This window comes from Centipeda infelix ATCC 43532 (assembly GCF_000234095.1).
GTDB classification, from domain to species: Bacteria; Bacillota; Negativicutes; order Selenomonadales; family Selenomonadaceae; genus Centipeda; species Centipeda infelix.
In genome coordinates, this window is the sequence record NZ_JH376797.1 from 253385 (window position 1) to 275641 (window position 22257).

Annotated in this window: 15 protein-coding genes and 1 other RNA gene; all 16 read left to right on the forward strand. The window is 56.3% G+C overall.

Features of this window, described 5'->3' with window-relative positions; genetic code table 11:
- Window positions 1-30: 30 nt before the first annotated feature.
- Window positions 31-1497, forward strand: coding sequence for an LCP family protein (locus HMPREF9334_RS01200; protein ID WP_006691685.1), 1467 nt, complete (start codon window positions 31-33; stop codon window positions 1495-1497).
- 1 nt (window position 1498) lies between these two features.
- Window positions 1499-3421 carry an ABC-F family ATP-binding cassette domain-containing protein gene (locus HMPREF9334_RS01205; RefSeq protein ID WP_006691686.1) on the forward strand — a complete coding sequence of 641 codons (1923 nt, stop codon included), beginning with the start codon at window positions 1499-1501 and terminating at the stop codon, window positions 3419-3421.
- 1 nt (window position 3422) lies between these two features.
- Entirely contained in the window at window positions 3423-5591 is a 2169-nt protein-coding gene (gene recD2 / locus HMPREF9334_RS01210; protein WP_006691687.1) for an SF1B family DNA helicase RecD2, read from the forward strand.
- Between the two features lie 234 nt (window positions 5592-5825).
- Window positions 5826-6770, forward strand: a complete 945-nt coding sequence (locus HMPREF9334_RS01215; protein ID WP_006691688.1) for an aspartate carbamoyltransferase catalytic subunit — start codon at window positions 5826-5828, stop codon at window positions 6768-6770.
- Window positions 6770-8062, forward strand: a complete 1293-nt coding sequence (locus HMPREF9334_RS01220) for a dihydroorotase (RefSeq protein WP_006691689.1) — start codon at window positions 6770-6772, stop codon at window positions 8060-8062. The genes HMPREF9334_RS01215 and HMPREF9334_RS01220 overlap by 1 nt, the downstream gene beginning before the upstream one ends.
- On the forward strand, window positions 8059-9132 hold the full coding sequence (gene carA / locus HMPREF9334_RS01225) for a glutamine-hydrolyzing carbamoyl-phosphate synthase small subunit (RefSeq protein ID WP_006691690.1): 1074 nt from the start codon (window positions 8059-8061) through the stop codon (window positions 9130-9132). The genes HMPREF9334_RS01220 and carA overlap by 4 nt, the downstream gene beginning before the upstream one ends.
- Window positions 9133-9135: 3 nt before the next feature.
- Window positions 9136-12363, forward strand: a complete 3228-nt coding sequence (carB, locus tag HMPREF9334_RS01230) for a carbamoyl-phosphate synthase large subunit (protein ID WP_006691691.1) — start codon at window positions 9136-9138, stop codon at window positions 12361-12363.
- Window positions 12335-13117: a dihydroorotate dehydrogenase electron transfer subunit gene (locus HMPREF9334_RS01235; protein ID WP_039957091.1), complete on the forward strand. Its 783-nt coding sequence runs from the start codon at window positions 12335-12337 to the stop codon at window positions 13115-13117. The genes carB and HMPREF9334_RS01235 overlap by 29 nt, the downstream gene beginning before the upstream one ends.
- Entirely contained in the window at window positions 13107-14045 is a 939-nt protein-coding gene (locus HMPREF9334_RS01240) for a dihydroorotate dehydrogenase (RefSeq protein ID WP_006691693.1), read from the forward strand. Before HMPREF9334_RS01235 ends, HMPREF9334_RS01240 begins: the two co-directional genes overlap by 11 nt.
- A 133-nt stretch (window positions 14046-14178) precedes the next feature.
- An RNA gene (rnpB, locus tag HMPREF9334_RS11355) (RNase P RNA component class A) lies at window positions 14179-14531 on the forward strand.
- Window positions 14532-14597: 66 nt separating this feature from the next.
- Window positions 14598-15260 (forward strand): C40 family peptidase, encoded by a 663-nt coding sequence (locus tag HMPREF9334_RS01245; RefSeq protein ID WP_006691694.1) that lies wholly within the window; start codon window positions 14598-14600, stop codon window positions 15258-15260.
- A gap of 209 nt (window positions 15261-15469) precedes the next feature.
- Window positions 15470-16561, forward strand: coding sequence for a DNA-processing protein DprA (gene dprA, locus HMPREF9334_RS01250; RefSeq protein WP_006691695.1), 1092 nt, complete (start codon window positions 15470-15472; stop codon window positions 16559-16561).
- Between the two features lie 102 nt (window positions 16562-16663).
- The gene (gene topA, locus HMPREF9334_RS01255; RefSeq protein ID WP_425358150.1) at window positions 16664-18835 is read left to right on the forward strand and encodes a type I DNA topoisomerase; all 2172 of its coding nucleotides are present in this window, start codon (window positions 16664-16666) and stop codon (window positions 18833-18835) included.
- Window positions 18832-20169, forward strand: coding sequence for a methylenetetrahydrofolate--tRNA-(uracil(54)-C(5))-methyltransferase (FADH(2)-oxidizing) TrmFO (gene trmFO / locus HMPREF9334_RS01260; protein WP_006691697.1), 1338 nt, complete (start codon window positions 18832-18834; stop codon window positions 20167-20169). The genes topA and trmFO overlap by 4 nt, the downstream gene beginning before the upstream one ends.
- Window positions 20166-20705 (forward strand): ATP-dependent protease subunit HslV, encoded by a 540-nt coding sequence (gene hslV / locus HMPREF9334_RS01265; RefSeq protein ID WP_039957201.1) that lies wholly within the window; start codon window positions 20166-20168, stop codon window positions 20703-20705. The genes trmFO and hslV overlap by 4 nt, the downstream gene beginning before the upstream one ends.
- Window positions 20702-22096: an ATP-dependent protease ATPase subunit HslU gene (gene hslU, locus HMPREF9334_RS01270; protein ID WP_006691699.1), complete on the forward strand. Its 1395-nt coding sequence runs from the start codon at window positions 20702-20704 to the stop codon at window positions 22094-22096. Before hslV ends, hslU begins: the two co-directional genes overlap by 4 nt.
- Window positions 22097-22257 lie beyond the last annotated feature (161 nt).

Genomic DNA, 22257 nt, shown 5'->3' on the forward strand with positions numbered 1-22257 from the left:
GAGAAATCATCTGGAAGGACGATATACGGAGTGAAACAGGGGAAAACGGCGCATCTGTCAAATGAACAGAATCATGTGTTTCTAAAATATGCAGGAGCGGTCTTTGCACTCTCCTTTCTGCTTGTTTGCGCCATTTATTATTACGGAAACCATGTCATGTCAGGATCGCTGCGCGATATGAATGCATTTGCGGATATGGCGGAGAACGATCTCGGCTATGTGCTCATCATGGGGATTGACCGCAGGGCTGAGGATATCGGACGCAGTGATACGCTGATGCTTGCGGCGGTCGACGAGAGGCAGGGACGTGCCGTGCTGCTTTCCATCCCGCGCGATACGCGCATCGAGGTTGGCAGCTACGGGTATGATAAGATCAACCATGCCTATGCGTTTGGTGGGCACGAGATGACACTTGCCTCCGTGGAAAAACTCGTGGGCGTTCCCGTGACGCATTACGTTCTGATCGATACGTCGGCATTTGAGCGTATCGTAGATGCCGTCGGAGGCGTGGACATCAACGTCGAAAAGCGGATGTACTATGAAGATCCGTGGGATGATAATGGCGGTCTTGTCATTGATTTGCAGCCCGGCGAGCAGCATATGAGCGGCGCACAGGCGATCCAATATGTGCGCTACCGCGACGGCGAGGGGGATATCGGACGCATTGCGCGTCAGCAGCATTTTATGCGCGCGTTGCTCGCACAATTCATATCCCCGCAGGTGCTTCCGCGTATTTCCTCTGTGATTGACGAGGTGAAAAACTCTGTCGAAACCGATCTGAGTACGCGTCAGCTCCTGACACTTGCAAATCGGATGAAGGACATTGCGTCGGGTGGCATGACGATGCAGATGGTCGCAGGTACGCCTGCCTACCTCGGTGATATCAGCTACTGGATTCCGGATCTCGTAGAGACACGGAAGGAACTTTTTGCAGCGATGGGCAGGGAACTGCCTGCACGGATGCAGGAGCAGGCGGAACGTGATGCGGCTGCTTACCGCGCAGATATGCCGGAGCGACTGCGTGTCATGACGGAGCCTGACAAACGGGAACTTCTGCCCTCATCTGACGAACTCTTGGCGGAGGGGGATCGCGTCATCGAGGCACAGCGCACGGAACGTGGGATTGTGGCGAAGAAGTCCGACGAGAAAGAGAACACGGCAGCACGCAATGAACATGCGGCAAAGGATCATACGAAGGATACGGCGCAAGACATCTCCGTCATGATTATCAACGCGAGCGGCATTGACGGTGCGGGGGCAGAGATTGCGGATACCCTGCGTGCAAAGGGATTTCGCATCAGCGGTGTGGAGACGGGCAGTGCTTCGGATCGACCAAAGACCGCTGTGATGACAACGGAGGCTCATGTGAACCTGTTCTATGGGATGCCGTTTCCCTGCGTCATCATGCCCGTTGACGGAGCGGGCGAGAAGCAGGCAATTGTAATCATTGGGCGTGACTATCGCCCTGATGCCGTGCATGGAGATGGAGACAAGTAATATGGGAAGTTTGAAGGTTATCGGGCTCGAGAAGGCGTTTGGTATACGCACGCTCTTTTCCCATGTGAATTTTGAAGTCATGCGCGGGGACAAGGTGGGTCTCGTCGGGGCGAACGGCACGGGCAAGACAACACTGATGCGGATTCTTCTCGGCTGCGACGAGAGTGACGGCGGACAGATCGTGATGGATCGCGCCGATACGGTCGGCTATGTCGAGCAACAGGCATCGTTCACCCATGATACTCTCTATGAGGAACTGCGCAGTGCCTTCTCGGATCTCATCGCACTGCGTACAGAGAAGGAGCGGATGGAGGAGGAGATCGCTGCGGGGCGTGCAGGTTCGGAGGAGCTGACTGCCTATGGGAATCTCGTGACACGGTTCGAGGCGATGGATGGCTACGACTTTGAGAGCCGTATCCGCCGTGTGGCGTTTGGGCTTGGTTTCTCCGAGGTTGACCTTACAAAGGATGTGCGACATTTTTCGGGTGGGCAGACAACGCGCATCTGCCTCGCAAAAGCCCTTCTGCGTGAGCCGGATTTTCTCTTTTTGGATGAGCCGACAAATCATCTCGATATCGGCATGATCGAGTGGCTTGAGAAATTTCTCCAATCCTATCGCGGCGGTGTGCTCCTGATCTCGCATGACCGCTATTTCCTCGACCGTGTGGCAACGCGTATCTTGGAGCTCGACCACGCCGAGGTCACGGCGTACACGGGCAACTACACGCACTATATGCGTGTGAAGAACGATCGGCGCGCGGCACTGCAGAGTGCGTATGAGAAACAACAGATGCAGATCAAGAAAACCGAGGAATATATTGCGCGCTATAAGGCAGGCATCAAGGCGAAACAGGCACGCGGACGGCAGAGTCAGCTGAACCGCCTTGAGCGGATTGTGCTCCCCCCCGAAGCGGCACGCTTCAAGTACTTTACGTTCGCGAAGCCGACGGAGTGTGCGCAGCGTGTGGCGGAACTCGAGGACATTACATTCGCATATCCCGGCGGGCAACGTGTGCTTGACCGAATCTCTCTCCTCATCCGCAAGGGGGACGGCGTGGCTCTCATCGGCGAGAACGGTGTCGGCAAGACGACGCTGCTGCAAATCCTTGTTGGGGAACTTGAGGCGACGGGGCGTGTGAAAATCGGCAGCCGCGTGAAGATCGGCTATTTCTCACAGCAGCATGAGGGGCTTGATCCCACAAAGACCATATTGGATGAGATCTGTTACACATACAGTCTGGATGAGGAGACGGCACGCGGCTATCTTGGTGCGTTTCTCTTTCACGGGGACGATGTTCTGCGGCTCATCGGTGCACTCTCGGGCGGCGAACAGGCGCGTGTGGCATTCCTCAAGCTCATGTTGACGGGCGCAAACTTCCTCGTGCTCGACGAGCCGACGAACCATCTCGACATCCCTGCACGCGAGGCAGTGGAGGAGGCGTTGATGGCATTCCCCGGCACGTTTATCGCCGTGTCGCATGACCGCTATTTTCTCGACAAAACGGCAAACTGCACTCTTGAGCTAAAGGATGGCAGGATCACGGAGTACCTCGGTAACTACAGCTACTATCTGTTGAAGAAGGAAGCCGAGGGAGAGGCGGCTGCGGATGTGCCGTGCGCGGAGAAGAAGGCGCAGAGTGCGCCTCTCGTACAAGAGAAAAAAGTCCGCGCGGAGGCACCTGCTGCGCCGAAAGCCGCGGTACACAGTGCCATCCCTGCCGCCCGCCGGCAGGAGATGATTGAGCGCACAGAGGCAGAAATCGCAATGGCGGAGGCGGAACTCAAGGGGCTTGAGTACGAGATGAACCGCCCCGAGACGCAGGCGGATCCGGAGCGCAGTCATGCGATCGCTGAAGCATATGCAGCGAAGGAAATTGAGATCATGCAGCGTTATGAGAAGTGGGAACAGCTGACGGAGGCGTGACATGGAACTCCAACAAAACCTTGGGTTTCACACCGAGGAAGAAGAGCTGACAGGCGTTGTTGATCATGTCATCTTCTCTGCGGGCGACGGTGCATTCGCCGTCTTTCGCCTGCGTATGGAGCACGCGGGGAAATGCACGGCGACAACGAAGGGGGGGGCTCCGTTGGTCGGGCAGGAGGTTCGTCTGACGGGGAGCTGGATCACGCATCCGCGTTTTGGGCGGCAGTTTCAGGCAGTGCGTATGCGTGTCAGTGCTCCGACGAGTGCGGGCGGAATTGAGCGCTTTCTCGCATCGGGCACCATCGACGGGATTGGTCCCGCAATGGCACGGCGGATTGTCGAGAAGTTCGGTGCGGAGGCACTTCTCATCATCGAGCGTGCGCCGAGCCGACTCAAAGAAATTTCGGGCATTGGCCCGAAGACCGTCGAGAAAATCACTGCCTCCTATATGCGCCAGTCCGAGCTGCGCGACATCATGCTCTGGCTTGAGGAGCACGGTGTGAGCGGCACCTACGCGGCGCGTATTTTCAAGGCATACGGATCGCTTGCGGTCGAGGTGATGGAGAAAGCTCCCTATCGTCTCGCGCAGGAGATTGACGGGATCGGCTTCATTACAGCGGATACCATTGCCATTGCCGCAGGATGGGAAAAAAACTCCTCTCCGCGCATTGCTGCAGGGCTTTCCTATGAGCTTACACAAATCTCCTCGGGCGGACACTGCTGCATTCCCGAATCCATGCTTGCGGAGCAGGCGGCGAAGCGTCTTGGCGTCACGCGCAGTGAGGTCATGGAGGTGCTCAGCCGTGAGGTGAAGATGAGCCGTCTCTATGCAGTGGACGAGATGGGGGAGCGTCTCATCTACGCACCGCAGCTCTACAAGGCGGAGGCGGAGACGGCACGGCTTCTGCGGATGCTGCAGAGAAAGGCGGATCACATCCACGTTCACGATACTGCAGCCCTCGTTACGGCGTGGGAGGCGGAGCATCGTGTCAGCCTCGCTGCAGCGCAGCGTGAGGCGGTCATTGCCGCGCTCGAACACGGCGTTCTCGTTCTGACGGGAGGCCCGGGCACGGGCAAGACGACCGTCGTGCGCAGCATGATCGACATCCTCGGGGCGCAGGGGCTTGAGATCCTGCTTGCCGCCCCGACGGGACGCGCGGCAAAGCGTCTCGCGGAGGCGACGGAATGTCCTGCAGCGACCGTTCATCGTATGCTTGAGGCGCAAGGCAGGGAGGACGGCGAGATGCGCTTTGGGCGTGACGCAGAGACGCAGCTTGAGGCCGATGTCATCATTGTGGACGAGGTCTCCATGATGGATATTGTGCTCATGCAGCATCTCCTCACCGCCGTCCTCCCGGGGGCGCATCTCATCCTCGTCGGCGATGTGGATCAGCTCCCTGCCGTCGGTCCGGGTTCCGTGCTCAAGGACATCCTGCGCTCGGGTGTCATTCCGAGCGTCCGTCTGACCGAGATCTTCCGTCAGAACAATACGGGCACGATCGTCCTCAATGCACACGCCATCAACTCCGGCCGCGTGCCATCCTTCACGGAGGCGGATTTTTCATTCGTCACAGCAGTATCGAGCGAGGATGCTGCCGCGCAGATTGTTTCCATTTGCGCACAGCTCATTCGCACAGGCACTGATCTCATGGATCTGCAGGTGCTCTCGCCCATGCGGCGCGAGGCATGCGGTGTGGATCTGCTCAACCGCAGTTTGCAGGCGGCACTGAATCCGCCTGCGGCAGACAAGGCGGAGGCAGTCGGATTCCGCCTCGGCGACAAAGTCATGCAGACGCGCAACGACTATATGAAGAATGTGTTCAACGGCGACATCGGACGCATTGTCCAAATCGATTCGGAGCACCTTGTTGTCGCATTTGCGGAGGATGTGGAGATTCCCTATACGCGGGACGAGTTCGGTGCGCTCACGCTTGCCTATGCGATGAGCGTGCACAAGAGCCAGGGCAGCGAGTACGACATCATCATCCTCCCGCTTGTGCGTGCGCATCACATTATGCTGCAGCGCAATCTCCTTTACACTGCCGTCACGCGTGCGAAGAAGGGGGTCATCCTCATCGGCGACCGCACGGCACTCTTTTCCGCCGTCAGCAATGACCGCACCCGTCGCCGCTATACCCTGCTCGCGGAACGATTAGCGGAGAAAATCTAATGCTGGATCGCCATGCAAGCGGTTGATTTTTGTATTCGAAAACGGTATAATGAGAAAAATAAAAGGGCACTGTGGCAGTGCTTCCGAACATATCACCTTTTAAGAGGTCCTGTGAGGCCTTAAGGGAGTTTTCAATGAAACACACAACACCATCCGTCTATCCAATTTTAGAATGCAAAGCTTTCTTACGCCTTTCTTTTGGCATTGGAAAGCTTTTTTAGTGCGTGAAAGGGGATGCACATGAGTCAGGAGTTATCACTCAAGGGACGGGATGTTCTTGCGCTCGAAGATTTTTCGGCGGAGGAGATTCGTCTCGTTCTGAACACGGCACGCGAGATGAAGAACATTGTCGGCCGCGACATCAAGAAGGTGCCGGCACTGAGGGGAAAGGCGATCGTCACGCTGTTCTACGAGCCGAGCACACGCACGCGCACGTCGTTTGAACTCGCGGGGAAATATCTCGGTGCGGATGTCGTGAACATCACGGCGAGTGCGTCCAGTATCGTGAAGGGAGAGAGTCTGCGTGACACGCTCTATACGATTGAGGCGATGGGAACGGACGCAATCGTCATGCGGCACAAGGCGGAGGGCGCTGCCGCGTATGCTGCCGATGCTGTTTCTCCCGTGATTATCAATGCGGGCGATGGCGCACATGCACATCCCTCACAGGGACTGCTCAACCTCTATACAATCGAGGAGAACAAGGGAAAGCTCGCGGGGCTGAAGATCGCCATTCTCGGGGATGTGCTGCACAGTCGTGTTGCACGCTCGGATATTCAGGGCATGCGCAAGATGGGCATGGACATACATATTGCGGGGCCGCGTCCTCTCCTGCCGCGCTTTCTGCATGAGGAGGAGGGCATCACCATCCATGACCGCATCGAGGACGCGGTCGAGGGTGCAGATGTCATTGAGGTGCTGCGCATCCAACTCGAACGCATGAAGGGCGGACTGTTCCCGTCGACACGTGAGTATGCACGCATCTATGGGCTGAATGAGGAGCGTCTGGCACTGGCAAACGATGCGCTTGTTCTTCACCCCGGCCCCATGAACAAGGGGTGGGAAATCTCGGAGTCCGTTGCGTACGGCGTGCAGTCACGGATTCAGGAAGAAGTGAAAAACGGAGTTGCCATCCGCATGGCACTCTTCACATTGGTTCTGATGGGAGGGAAAGCCTGATGAGCGCATTGATTTTGAAGGGCGGTCGGGTGATTGACCCCGCCGCACAGCGAGATGAAATCTGTGATGTCCTCATTGCGGACGGTGTCATCCGTCAGGTTGGGAAAGATCTGGGTGCAGATGGTGCCGAGGTCTATGATGCCTCCGGCAAGATTGTCGCACCCGGCTTGATTGATATGCACACGCATCTGCGTGAGCCTGGACAGGAGGCGAAGGAGGACTTTGCCTCCGGTTCACGTGCAGGTGCGGCGGGCGGCTATACGACGATTGCAACGATGCCGAATACGCGTCCCGTCGTGGATGATGCGGCACTCATTACGAGCCTCATCAAACGCGCGGAGGATGCTGCCGTCATCCATATCCGCATCATCGGTGCGGTGACGAAGAATCAGGAAGGCAAGGAACTTGCGGAGCTTGGCGATATGGTCGAAGCGGGGGCGGTTGCGTTCTCGGACGACGGTCATTATGATCCGTCGGCAAAGGTGCTGCTCAGTGCGTATGACTACCTCGTTCCCTTTGACAAGGCCATCATCAATCATGAGGAGGACACCTCCCTCGTCGAGGATGGCGCGATGAACGAGGGACATCGCAGTGCGATGCTCGGCATCAAAGGGCGTCCGATTGTGGCGGAGGACATTGCCGTCGCGCGTGATGTCATGCTCGCGGAGTACGCAGGTGCGCATGTGCACGTTGCACACATCAGCTCGGGGCGCGCCGTGCAGCTTGTCCGCGAGGCAAAGACGCGCGGTGTGCGTGCGACAACGGAGGTCACACCGCATCATCTGACACTGACGGATGAATGTGTAGACCCACGCGACAGCTCGACGAAGGTGAATCCACCGCTGCGCACGGAAAGGGATGTCGAGGCGATGGTCGCAGGGCTGCTCGACGGAACGATTGAAATGGTCGTTACCGACCACTCGCCGCACGCACCCGAGGAGAAAGATCGTGAGTACATCTATGCGCCAAGTGGATTCCCAGGGCTTGAGACAGCACTTGGCGTACTGCTGACCGACCTCGTTCACACAGGGAAAATCCCGCTTGAGACACTGATCGAACGCATGACTTACGGCCCCGCGCGCGTCTTCAAGCTGAACGCAGGCACACTCAGTGAGGGTGCGCCTGCCGATGTCACGGTGATCGATCCCGATCTCCAATGGACAGTTGACGTGAACAAGTTCTATACGCGGGGCAGACACTCTCCGTTCAACGGACGGCAACTCAAGGGAAAAGCGGTGCTCACCGTGGTTGATGGCAAGATTGTTATGAAGGATGGGGTCATAGTAGTATGAAAGGGAAACTGATACTGGAGGACGGTTCAATCTACACAGGTGAACTGTTATGCAGTGATACAACAGCCGTGGGTGAGGTTGTGTTTACCACGACGATGACGGGATATCAGGAGAGCCTGACCGATCCTTCGTTCTGCGGACAGATTCTCACGATGACGTATCCGCTGATCGGTAACTACGGTGCGGCGGCGAAGTTCATGCAGTCGCGCCAGTCTTTTGTACGCGGTTTCGTCATCGGCGAACTCTGTGACGCGCCGAACAACTGGCAGTCAGAGGAGAGCCTGACGGACTTCCTGACCGAGCACAAGATCCCATGCCTTTACAATGTGGATACGCGTGCCATCACGCGTCACATCCGCTCTGCGGGTGCCATGAAGGGCGTAATCGTTCCCGCAGATCTGGGGGAGCGCGAGATTGCAGCATTGCAGACGGAGGAACTTCCGCGCAACGTCGTGGAAATCGTTACGACCCCCGAGGTCTACACACTTGAGACAGAAATGCCCGATGCACCGCATATTGTGGCAATGGATTTTGGTGTGAAGCGCAGTATTCTACATAACATCAATCGGATCGGAGCAAAAGTTACGGTTGTACCTGCGCAGACCAGTGCAGAAGAGGTGCTTGCACTGAACCCTGACGGAGTGTTCCTCTCGAACGGTCCCGGCGACCCGACGGATGTGCCGGAGATTGTGGAGGAAATCCGTAAGCTCGCGGAAAAGAAGCCGATCTTCGGCATCTGTCTCGGACATCAGCTGCTCGCGCTTGCGTTTGGTGCTAAGACGTACAAGATGAAGTTCGGACATCGCGGCGGCAATCAGCCCGTCAAGAATCTCAAGATGGGCAAGGTGCACATCTCTGCACAGAACCACGGCTATGCGGTCGATCCTGCCTCACTTTCGGGCACACCACTTGTTGTTACACATACAAATGTCAACGACGATACGATTGAGGGACTGCGTCATACATCGCTGCCGATCTTCTCCGTGCAGTATCATCCGGAAGCTGCGCCGGGACCGGACGACAATATGTATCTCTTTGATGAGTTTTGGAATCTGATGAAGGGGGAGTGACGTATGCCGCGCAAGGAAAATTTGAAGAAGGTCATGGTCATCGGCTCCGGCCCTATCATCATCGGACAGGCAGCAGAATTTGACTATGCGGGCTCGCAGGCGTGCCGTGCACTGAGGGAAGATGGTCTTGAGGTTGTGCTTGTCAACAGCAACCCCGCGACCATTATGACGGATTCGAATATTGCAGACCGTGTCTACATCGAGCCGCTGACGCCGGAGTTTCTTGAGGAGATCATTGCTAAGGAAAAGCCCGATGGTCTCCTGGCGACGCTTGGCGGACAGGCGGGGCTGAACCTCGCCGTACAGCTTGCCGAGAAGGGCGTTCTCGCGCAGCATGGCGTGGAACTGCTCGGAACTTCACTCGAGGCAATCGAAAAGGCGGAGGATCGGGAGCGATTCAAAGAAACGATGGAAAAACTCGGCGAGCCAATTCCCGAGAGCACAATCGTTGAGGATGTCCATGCAGCCGTCGAATTTGCAAAATCAATTGGATATCCCGTCATTGTACGCCCCGCGTATACGATGGGTGGTACAGGCGGTGGAATTGCCGAGAATGAGGAAGAGCTCATTGCGACGGTCATCAAGGGGCTCAACTATTCGATGATCGGTCAGGTACTCATCGAGCGCAGCGTCGCCGGATGGAAGGAAATCGAGTTTGAGGTCATTCGTGACAGCAATGACAACTGCATCACTGTTTGCAGTATGGAGAACTTTGACCCCGTTGGCGTTCATACAGGTGATAGCATTGTTGTTGCTCCTGCACAGACACTGACGGATCACGAGTATCAAATGCTCCGCAGTGCGAGCATTCGCATCATCCGCGAACTCGGCATCGAGGGTGGTTGCAATGCGCAGTATGCACTCGACACAAAGAGCAACAAATACTATGTCATTGAGGTCAACCCGCGCGTCAGCCGCTCCTCGGCACTTGCGTCCAAAGCGACAGGGTATCCGATTGCAAAGGTGTCCTCAAAGATTGCGATCGGATACACACTGGACGAGATTGTTAACTCGGTCACAAAAAAGACGAAGGCATGCTTTGAGCCTACGATTGACTACTGTGTGGTGAAGTTCCCACGCTGGCCGTTTGATAAATTTATCTACGCAGACCATACACTTGGCACACAGATGAAGGCAACGGGCGAGGTTATGTCGATTGATCGCAGCTTTGAGGGGGCAATTCTCAAGGCAGTGCGTTCGCTTGAGATCGGCGTGAACCGTCTCTACATCGACCGCTTTGCTACGTGGGACGATGAGCGCGTGGAAAAGCAGCTCGCACTTGTCAATGACGAGCGCATCTTTGTTATTGCCGAAGCTCTGCGACGCGGTAAGCTGTCCGTTGATGTCATCTCGGATATCACGAAGGTGGATAAATGGTTTATCCACAAGCTCAAGCACATCACGGATGTGGAGAATCAGCTTGCCGCCTCGCCGCTCACACCGAAGCTGCTTGCAGCAGCGAAGTGGGTGGGGCTTGCCGATGTCTCCATCGCCGAGCTCACGAAGAAGACACGCGATGAGATTCGCACGATGCGGCGCACGCACAACATCCTGCCATGCTACAAGATGGTGGATACCTGTGCTGCCGAGTTCGAGGCAATGACACCGTACTATTACTCCACGTTCCATGGCACGGAGGACGAGGTTGCTGTCTCCCATCGGAAAAAGGTGATCGTACTCGGCTCGGGGCCCATCCGTATCGGGCAGGGAGTCGAGTTTGACTACTGCTCCGTGCATTCGGTCTGGGCACTGCGCGAGATGGGCATCGAGGCGATCATCATCAACAACAACCCCGAGACGGTCAGTACGGATTTTGACATCTCCGACCGTCTCTACTTCGAACCACTGACGGTCGAGGATGTGCTGAACATTGCTGACAAGGAGAAACCGGACGGCGTTATTGTTCAGTTTGGCGGACAGACCGCGATCAATCTCGCGGCGGAACTTGAACGTGCAGGGCTCCGCGTCTATGGAACATCTGTCAACGATATCGACCGCTCCGAGGACCGTGAGCGTTTTGACGAGGTGCTGACACAGACGGAGATTTCACGTCCCGAGGGGATCAGTGTGACAAATCTCGCGGACGCTGTGGCGGGAGCAGACCGCATCGGCTATCCCGTCATGGTGCGTCCCTCTTACGTCCTTGGCGGGCGTGCGATGGAGATTGTCTATAACGAGGAAGAACTGCGCGATTATATGAGCCGTGCGGTCAAGGTCACGCCCGATCATCCCGTGCTTGTCGACCGCTATATGCAGGGAACCGAGGTCGAGGTCGATGCCATCTCCGATGGGGTGGATGTCGTCATCCCCGGAATTATGGAGCATATCGAGCGTGCCGGCGTCCACTCAGGCGACAGCATCGCAGTCTATCCGCCGCAGACGCTGCCCGCGCGTGTGATCTACACCATCATCGACTATACGAAACGGCTTGCCGTCGCGCTCCATGTCAAGGGCCTGCTCAACATCCAGTTCGTTGTCGCACGTGATGAGGTCTTTATCATCGAGGTCAATCCGCGTTCGAGCCGTACCGTACCGTTCCTCTCCAAGATCACAAACGTCAACATGGTCGGTGTTGCGACGCAGGTGGCGATGGGGGCGACGCTAAGAGAACTCGGCTTCCACTCAGGGCTGATTCCGCCGCGTCCCTATGTTGCGGTCAAAGCTCCCGTCTTCTCCTTTGCAAAGATGACGGATGTCGACATCTCGCTCGGCCCTGAAATGAAGTCGACGGGTGAGGTCATGGGGCTGGACTATCACTATGCGCGGGCCCTCTATAAGGCGATTGTCGGCTCGGGGTTGAACATCCCGACAAAGGGCTGCCTGCTATTTACCGTTGCGAACAAGGACAAGGAGGAGCTCAAGCAGCTCGCAAAGGCATTCTCCGAGTTCAACTTTGACATTGTGGCGACGGAGGGCACGGCAAAGGCGATCGCATCCCTCGGCATTGACGTGGAGGTGGTCGGCAAGGTGCATGAGCGCAGCTCGGACATCATTGAGATGATTAAGAGTGGCAAGATCAACATGGTGATCAACACGCTGACGCAAGGAAAACACTCCGCACGCGACGGCTTCAAGATTCGCCGCGCCACCGTGGAGCATGGCATCGCCTGCCTTACCTCACTTGATACGGCATGGGAGGTGCTGCGCGTGCTTGAGTTTATGCGCAATCGTCGTCTTGTCTATACACTCGCATTACAAGACTATGTTGGCGGAGGGGATGACCTTGCCTAAGGTAATCGAGGAGGCACGGATTCTTTCGCACGAAGCACCGATTTCGGGCGTCGATATTCTGACGCTCACCGCTCCCCAGATTGCACAGACATCCTTGCCGGGGCAGTTCGTACAGGTTTCCGTACCGGCGGATGCGGGATTTTTGCGCCGTCCGCTCGGCATTGCGGAAGTCTCGCGCACAGAGGGGTGGATTCGCCTCATCTATCGACAGGTGGGGCGCGGAACGAGGGGACTTGCGAATGGTGTGGCAGGAACACTCGTCTCCGTCCTTGGCCCTCTTGGGCATGGATTCAATACTGCGCTCAAACATCCGCTCCTTGTCGGCGGGGGCATGGGGCTTACGCCGCTGCTCTTCTTTGCGACGGCGCACCCGAATGTCTCCGTTCTGATGGGGGGGCGCACAAAGGAAGAAGTTTTCTGGGAAGAAATTTATCATCCCCATGTGCGCGAATGCTTCATCACGACGGACGATGGCTCATATGGAACACAGGGATTTGTGACAACACTTCTGCCGAGACTTCTTGCGGATGGCAGTTATGACGGCGTTGCGGTCTGCGGCCCTCCCGTCATGATGGAGCGCGTCGCCGATATTGCAAGCAAATACGGGATTCCCTGCGAGGTTTCGCTTGAAAAGCGCATGGCGTGCGGGCTTGGCGCGTGCCTGTCCTGCGCTGTGGATACAAAGAGCGGGCGACGTAAGGTCTGCAAAGACGGCCCTGTCTTTCCGGCGGGGGAGGTGTACTATGCCTCCTAGTACAGCAAAATATCCGTATGATGACCTCCTGCGTACGAATATCGCCGGCATCGAGATGAGAACCCCCGTCCTCACAGCATCGGGGACGTTTGGCTTCGGCGAGGAGTTCGCGGACTGTGTCGATCTGGCACGTCTCGGCGGTGTCATGGTCAAGGGGACGACGCTCGCCCCTCGTCGAGGAAACGATGGCGTACGCATTGCAGAGACACCGCAGGGAATGCTGAACTGCATCGGACTTGAAAATCCAGGGGTAGAGCACTTCCTGACGGAAATCCTGCCACGTATCCAACCGTACGGTATGAATGTGATCGTCAATATTTCGGGAAGTTCTGTCGAGGATTACGCGGAAATCGCCGAACGTCTGAATGTTGATGGCGTTGCTGCGCTTGAGATCAACATCTCCTGCCCGAACGTCAGGGAGGGGGGCATCGTCTTTGGCACAGACCCGCGTGCGGCGGCAGATGTTGTGCGTGCGGTGGTGTCGGCATCCGAAAAACCTGTCATTGCAAAACTCTCGCCGAATGTCACGAGCATTACGGAGATGGCACTTGCCGTCGAGGAGGCGGGGGCAGATGCGATCTCGCTCATCAATACGCTCGTCGGAATGCAAATCGACATCCATCGCCGCTGCCCAGTTCTCGGCAACAGAACGGGAGGGCTTTCGGGACCCGCTGTAAAACCCGTTGCCGTGCGTATGGTCTGGGACGTGGCGCATGTTGTCCACGTTCCCGTGATCGGGATGGGCGGAATTTCCTCGTGGGAGGATGCCGTCCAGTTCTTTCTCGCAGGCGCATCTGCTGTCGCCGTTGGGACGGCAAACTTTGTCGATCCCACCGTCACGATGAAGATTTGTGACGGCCTTGGATATTACTTGCATGAAAATCATTGTTCCAATATCGCCGAAATTATAGCAAAGGCGTGGAAATGACATGGCTTTATGAAAAAATTTCTCACAAAAAGGATTTCATGTTCGTAAGGATTCATCTCGGCCTATACCGTACAAGGGCTAGGGTGAATTTTGACACCTGCACCCCATATGTGGTATAATCTTCGCGTTGGTATGAGAAACCGAGACAATCGCGTCCATCTATGGGCGAGGAAAGTCCGAGCTCCACAGGGCAGTGTGCCGGATAACGTCCGGCGAGGGCAACCTTAGGGACAGTGCCATAGAAATTTATACCGCCGATCTTCGATCGGTAAGGGTGGAAAGGTGCGGTAAGAGCGCACCAGCAGTCGGGTGACTGGCTGGCTTGGGTAAACCCCACACGGAGCAAGACCAAATAGGGAAGGGCTAAGGCGGCCCGTCGACCTTCCGGGTAGTGTCGCTTGAGGCATCCGGCAACGGGTGTCCCAGATAAATGATTGTCACCGTCCTTTGGACGGCACAGAACTCGGCTTATTGGTTTCTCACATCAATGCTATGAAAAAGCATTTATTGTGCTCAGGGTTTCCCCGGGCATCCGTGGAAGGAAGTGTTTGCTTGCGAAAGAAAATTAAGATTCTTGCATTATCCGCAATGCTTCTCTGCTCCGCATCCATTGCGAGCGCAGAGTCATTCCAGCTTGGCGATCAGGGAACGGACGTAGCTGAAATTCAAGGGCAGCTGTCCAGCTTTGGTTATGACGTTGTCGCTGACGGTGATTTTGGACCTGCAACGGCAGAGGCTGTCAAGGATTTCCAGGCGTCGCAGGGGCTCACAGTCGATGGGATGGTCGGTCCAACGACATATCAAGCACTTCTTGGGAAAACCATGCCGCAGGTCAGCCGCGGTTCGAACTACATCGTTCGCCGCGTGATCTCAGACTCCATGCAGTACATTGGGGTTCCGTATTCCTTCGGTGGCACAACGCCTTCCGGCTTTGACTGCTCGGGCTTTGTGCGCTACGTGTTTGCCAATGCGGGCATCTATCTTCCGCGCACGGCAGATGCACAGTACGATGTTGGCTATCCTGTCTCGTCGTCGGAGATGGTTCCCGGTGATCTCGTCTTCTTCTCGACGTATGAGTATGGTCCTTCGCATGTCGGCATCTATCTCGGCAACGGCAACTTCATCAACGCCTCGTCGAGTCGTGGTGTTGCGATTGACAACCTGTATGGCGGCTACTGGGGGGCCTGCTATATCGGAGCACGTCGCATTATGTGATGATACAGAATCTTGGGAGGGGCATAGCCCCTCTTTTTTCATAGGAGGAGACAATGTCCGATCTATTTCTTTGCCTTCTCATCTTCCTCATGCTATACTATGTGTTCGGTGACGAACTCTTCCCACGATAAATGTACTACATTAAATAGAAAATATTCCTGCCGGTTGCAATCTGCTATAAATTTATGTAATATGGGGAGCGTGCAGTCATGGAAGATCGATGGTATTTAGCCGCACTCCTGCAGTGCCGCCAAATGGGAAGTGTCCGAATGCGTCGCCTGTGTGCCACCGTATCGGACATGCGTACGATTTGGTTGATGAATGTGGGAGATCTCCGAGAAACAGGTGCGCTCACGGAAGCGTTTGCCGAGGCACTTGCCCGTCACAGTGCGATGCACCCTGAACTGCCCGCGCAGATCAGGGAGGATTGTACGCGGCTGAACATGGGGCTCATTACGATCGACGATGCGGATTATCCTGTTGTTCTGCGTGAAATCTTTGATCCGCCGCTCGTCCTCTATTATCGTGGAACACTCGTCCCAGATGCACGCCGGATCAGCATGGTCGGAGCGCGTAAATTTACCGCCTATGGAGAGGCTGCAGCAATGGAGTTTGCCGAGCGTCTTGCGGCGGCAGGGGTCACCGTTGTAAGCGGTGCGGCACGCGGCATTGATACGCGTGCACATCGCGGTGCACTGCGCGGCGGGCGAACGGTCGCCGTCCTTGGCTGCGGCGTGGACATTGCCTACCCGTCTGAGAATCACCGTCTGCTTGCACAGATCGTCGAGATGGGCGGCGCGGTCATCTCCGAGTATGCGCCGGGCACACAGCCGCTGCCCGTCTTTTTTCCTGCGCGGAATCGAATCATCAGCGGGCTCTCCGAGGGAACACTTGTCATCGAGGCGGCACAGCGCAGTGGCTCGCTCATCACAGCAGAGATGGCACTCAGCGAGGGGCGGGACGTGTACGCAGTTCCGGGGAGCATCTACTCACCACAGAGCGGCGGCTGTCACAACCTCATCCGCGCGGGGGCGCGGTTGGTCGAGTCTCCGCAGGAGATCCTTGAGGAGATGCGTTTGGTTGAACCCCCGCGTCGTTCCGCGCGCGAACAACTGACACCGGAAGAAGCCCGTATTTATCAAGTATTGTCCTTCGATTATGCACTGAGCATGGATGAGATCCTGGATAGTATGCCGGAGCACGATGGGGCAAATATCCCACTGCGCCTGCTGCAAATGCAGCTCAAGGGAATTATTACAGAGAATGAAATGCACGCCTATCGGCGCGCTGAAAGGAACTGACGGATTGGTTACGCTGAAATCTGCATCCAAAACGAAAACATCGAAAACAAAAAGCTCCAAAAACACAAAGACAACGGAAAAAAAGTATTGCCCAAAACGCTTGTGATTGTAGAGTCTCCGGCCAAGGCAAAGACCATCGAGCGGCATCTCGGAAAGAACTATATTGTCAGAGCTTCCATGGGACATCTGCGCGATCTTCCGAAGAGCCAGTTCGGCATCGATGTCGACAATGAATTTTCGCCGAAATACATCAATGTACGCGGTAAAGGCGAGCTCATTCGTGCGCTCAAAAAAGATGCGAAGAATGCGGACAAGATCTATCTTGCGAGCGATCCCGACCGTGAGGGGGAGGCGATCGCGTGGCATTTGGCGCACATCCTTGGGGTCAACCCGAATGATGACTGCCGCATTGTTTTCCATGAGATCACAAAGCCGGCGATTGAGGAGGCGGTGCAGCATCCGCGCCCCATTCACATGGAACAGGTAGATGCGCAGCAGGCACGCCGCATGCTCGACCGCATCGTCGGCTACAAGCTCTCGCCGCTCCTTTGGCGCAAGGTTCGCAAGGGGCTGTCTGCGGGGCGCGTGCAGTCTGTGACCGTACGTCTGATCTGTGATCGGGAGCGTGAGATCGAGGCATTCCGGTCTGAGGAGTACTGGACGGTTGAGGCGAAGCTGAAAAAGGGAAAGAATGCGTTCATGGCAGATGTCACCCATGTGCGCGGAAAGAAACTCACGCTGCGCAGCGAGGAAGAGACGAAGCAGCTGACTGACGATCTCGCACGGCAGGAGTTTATCGTCAAGGAAGTGAAGCACAGCGAACGCCGCAAAAAACCTGCACCGCCGTTTACAACCAGCTCCCTCCAGCAGGATGCGGCGCGCAAGCTCGGTTTTACCTCGGGACGGACGATGATGATCGCTCAGCAGCTCTATGAGGGCATTGCCTTAGGGCGGCATGGATCTACAGGTCTCATCACCTATATGCGAACCGACTCGACACGCATTTCAAATCTTGCCATCGACGAGGCGCGGAGCTTTCTCAGCGAGGAATACGGCAAGGACTATATCCCGACGCGTCCCACCATCTATGCAATGGGCAAGAAGGCGCAGGATGCGCATGAGGCGATTCGCCCGACGAGCATTCTGCGAACCCCGAGTGAGGTAGAGCAGTATCTGAACCGCGACCAACAGCGCCTCTACACGCTCATTTGGCAGCGCTTTGCGGCGAGCCAGATGTCCGCCGCCGTCTACGATACAATTGCTGCGAAGATTGCGGCGGGGGACTATCAGCTGCGTGCACACGGCTCAAAGCTTAGGTTCAAGGGCTACACTGCCGTCTATGTAGGTGCAGAGATTGCGAAGAAGGAGAAGGATACCATCCTGCCGGAACTTGCGGCGGGAGAAGCTCTCGCACTCTCTGCGCTGAAGCCCGAACAGCACTTTACCGAGCCGCCGCCGCGCTATAACGATGCGTCCATTGTTAAAACACTTGAGGATATGGGGATCGGTCGCCCAAGCACCTATGCGCCGATCATCGAGACCATTCAGAAGCGCGGCTATGTGGAGCGGCGTGAAAAGCAGTTCCGCCCGACGGAGCTCGGCTTCATTGTGACCGATATGCTTGAGGAATATTTCAAGGACATCGTGGATGTAAAGTTCACGGCGAATCTTGAAGGGGAGCTGGATGAGGTCGCGGACGGCACGCTCAATAAGAATACCCTCCTCCGTAAATTCTACGATCCGTTCGAGGAGACGTTGAAAAAGGCGGAAGATGTCATCGGCGAGGTCGAGATTCCCGACGAGGTCACGGACATCCCCTGCGATAAATGCGGGCGTATGATGGTGGTCAAGCAGGGGCGATTCGGTAAGTTCCTCGCTTGCCCCGGCTTCCCCGACTGCCGCAATGCAAAGCCACTTCTGCGCGATACGGGAGTTGCCTGTCCGAAATGCGGCGGCAAGATCGTTGAGCGCAAGAGTCGACGCGGACGCGCCTTCTTCGGCTGTGATCACTATCCAGACTGTGACTATACAACGTGGGATGAGCCACAGCAGGAAAAATGTAAGGTATGTGGTTCATTCATGCAGAAACACCGCTACCGTACAGGGCGAAACATCCTCTATTGCAGCAACGAAGCGTGCTCCTCACGCATTGGCAGCCCCATTGAGAAGGAGCTGGCGCGCCAGAAAGAGCGTGCACAGGCGGCAAAAAAAGCCCCCGCCGCACCACCCGCTGCAAAGAAGAAGTCTACACGCCGCAAGGGGACGCACGCATGAGAAAGATCATCGTCGTCGGTGCCGGACTCGCGGGATGCGAGGCAGCATGGCAGACCGCCGAAGCAGGTGCGACGGTCGAGCTCTGCGAAATGCGCCCCCTGCGCAGATCGCCCGCCCACCAAACGAATAGATTTGCCGAACTCGTGTGCAGTAACTCCCTGCGCGGTGCGGGACTTGAGAACGCCGTCGGTGTCCTCAAGGAGGAGATGCGCCGGTTCGGCTCGCTCATCATGGAGGCTGCGGATGTAACCACTGTCCCTGCAGGCGGAGCACTCGCTGTGGATCGCACGAAGTTCAGCGATTATGTCACAGCGCGCATTCAGGCACATCCGAATATCACAGTACATCATGAAGAGATCACGGAGATCCCACAGACGGATGACAAGATCGTTATCATTGCCTCGGGCCCGCTGACCGATGGGGCGCTTGCTGATGGAATCGCCGCCCTCCTCGGTAACGATTCCCTCTATTTTTATGATGCAGCAGCACCGCTCGTGAGTTTTGCAAGCATTGACATGAGTACTGCCTACCGTGCCTCACGATATGGGAAGGGCACGGCGGCATACATCAATTGCCCGATGGACGAGGAGCAGTATGAGGCATTCTACACGGCACTCACCACAGCAGAGACGATGCAGGCACACGCCTTTGAAAAGGAGATCTTCTTTGAGGGGTGTATGCCCGTCGAGGTCATGGCATCGCGTGGAAAGAATACTCTGCTCTACGGCCCTCTCAAACCCATGGGGCTTGAGCACCCCGAGACGGGCATACGCCCGCACGCTGTTGTCCAGCTGCGGCAGGACAACACCGAGGGCACGATTTACAACATCGTCGGCTTCCAGACACGGCTGAAATGGGGCGAGCAGCAGCGCGTTTTTCGGATGATTCCGGGGCTTACACATGCGGAGTTTCTGCGCTACGGCGTGATGCACCGCAACAGCTTCATCAACGCTCCGCGACATCTGCGCCCAACCTTTCAGACACAGACGAACGCTGCCTTGTTCTTTGCGGGGCAGATGACGGGGGTGGAGGGCTATGTCGAGTCGGCGGCATCCGGTCTGACGGCGGGTGTGAATGCCGCACGGCTTGCGGCAGACGAGGAGCCGCTTGTGTTCCCGAAGACAACCTGTCATGGAGCACTTGCACACTATATCACCTCATGTGATCCCGCCCATTTTCAACCGATGAACATCAACTTTGGGCTTCTCCCTCCGATCGAGAATCCGCCACGCCGTATGCGTAAGCCGGAGAAAAAACGGATGCTTGCGGAGCGTGCGTTGACAGCACTCGCAAGATTTCAGGCAGAGCATATGAAAGGACTATGCACAGTATGACATTTCATGCAACAACCATTGTCGCAGTCAAGAAGGGAAACAAGGTAGCCATTGCGGGCGACGGACAAGTGACCTTTGGGGAACGCGCGATTATGAAGGCAAACGCACGTAAGGTACGCCGTCTCTATCATGGAAAGATCCTCGCGGGATTTGCGGGTTCGGTCGCGGATGCATTTACCCTGTTTGAGAAATTCGAGGTCAAACTCGAATCCTACAGTGGGAATCTGCAGCGTGCCGCTGTCGAGCTTGCAAAGGACTGGCGCACGGACAAGGTACTGCGCAAGCTTGAGGCACTGTTGCTGGTCGCGGACAAGGAAGGCATTCTCATGATCTCCGGAAACGGTGAGGTCATTGAGCCTGACGGAGACTGTACCGCAATCGGCTCGGGCGGCTTCTTTGCACTCGCCGCAGCGCGTGCACTCACCGCTCACAGCACGATGGACGCATCTGAGATCGCGAGGGAATCCCTGTCGATCGCAGCGGATATCTGCGTCTATACCAATCATAACATCACGGTGGAGGTACTGGAATCATGAGTCAAATCGGAGTCAATGAACAGACCCCGCGCGAGATTGTTGCCGAGCTGGACAAATACATTGTGGGACAGCATGAAGCAAAGCGCTCCGTCGCCATTGCACTCCGCAACCGCTGGCGCAGCCGTCAGCTCGACGATGAGATGCGTGAGGATGTCATTCCGAAGAACATCCTGATGATCGGCTCGACCGGTGTCGGCAAGACCGAGATCGCACGCCGTCTTGCGCGTCTCGTGCATGCACCGTTCCTCAAGGTTGAGGCGACGAAGTTCACAGAGGTCGGCTACGTCGGGCGCGATGTCGAGTCCATCGTGCGTGACCTTGTCGAGACCTCCGTGCGCATGGTGCGTCAGCAGAAAATTGACGAGGTGCAGGAAAAGGCGAAGGAGAATGCCGAGGAACGCCTCATTGATGTCTTTGTCCCTCCGGCAAAAAAAACAGCCAATCCCCTCAGCAGCATTTTCTCCTCGGATACGGAGGAGAAACAGGAGACCGAGGAACCGCCGAAGTATCAGGCGGGGCGTGAGTGGGTACGTAAGCGCCTACAGAGGGGCGAACTAGAAAACGATGTCATCGAGATCGAGGTGGAGGAGTCGGCGCGTCCTGCCGGCAATATGTTCTCCGGCTCGTCGCTTGAGGGGATGAGCGACAACCTCCAATCCATGATCGGCAAACTCGTTCCAAAGAATCGCCGCAAGCGCAAGGTCACAGTTGATCAGGCACGCAAGATCTTTGCGGCGGAGGAGGCGGACAAGCTTGTCGACATGGACGCAGTCGCCGAGGAGGCGGTGCATACGGCCGAATATAGCGGCATTGTTTTCCTCGATGAGATCGACAAGGTAGCTGTCAGCAATGGACGCAGCGCAGGTGCGGACATCTCACGTGAGGGCGTGCAGCGCGATATTCTGCCCATCGTCGAGGGCTCGACCGTCATGACAAAGTACGGTCCCGTAAAGACCGACCACGTCCTCTTCATCGCGGCAGGAGCGTTCCACACGGCAAAGCCCTCCGACCTGATCCCGGAGCTGCAGGGGCGTTTTCCTATTCGCGTGGAGCTGAAGTCGCTCGTCAAGGAGGACTTCGAGCGCATCCTTACGGAGCCGAAAAACGCGCTCATCAAGCAGTACAGCGCACTCCTCGGTGTCGAAGGAATCTCCCTCCGCTTCGCGGACGACGCCGTCAGTCGGCTTGCCGAACTCGCGGAGACCGTCAATGAGCAGACCGAGGACATTGGCGCACGCCGACTCTATACTCTTTTGGAAAAATTACTTGAGGAGCTGTCCTACGATGCCCCCGACCTTGAAGAGAAGGACATCGTCATCGACAGTGCCTATGTGGATCGTTGTCTTGCGGATATTGCTGGTGATCACGATGTATCTCGCTTTATTTTGTAAATCACAGAATCCCCCGTCAGTGCGGGGGATTTTTTATTATCGGTAGATTGTAAAATCAAGTTGCACATATAAAAAGTCCATAGCGGAAGCCTTGTGGTAAAATAGGATTGAACAGACCAATCTACCAAAGGAGAGCCGCTATGGATCAACTAAAGTGTATC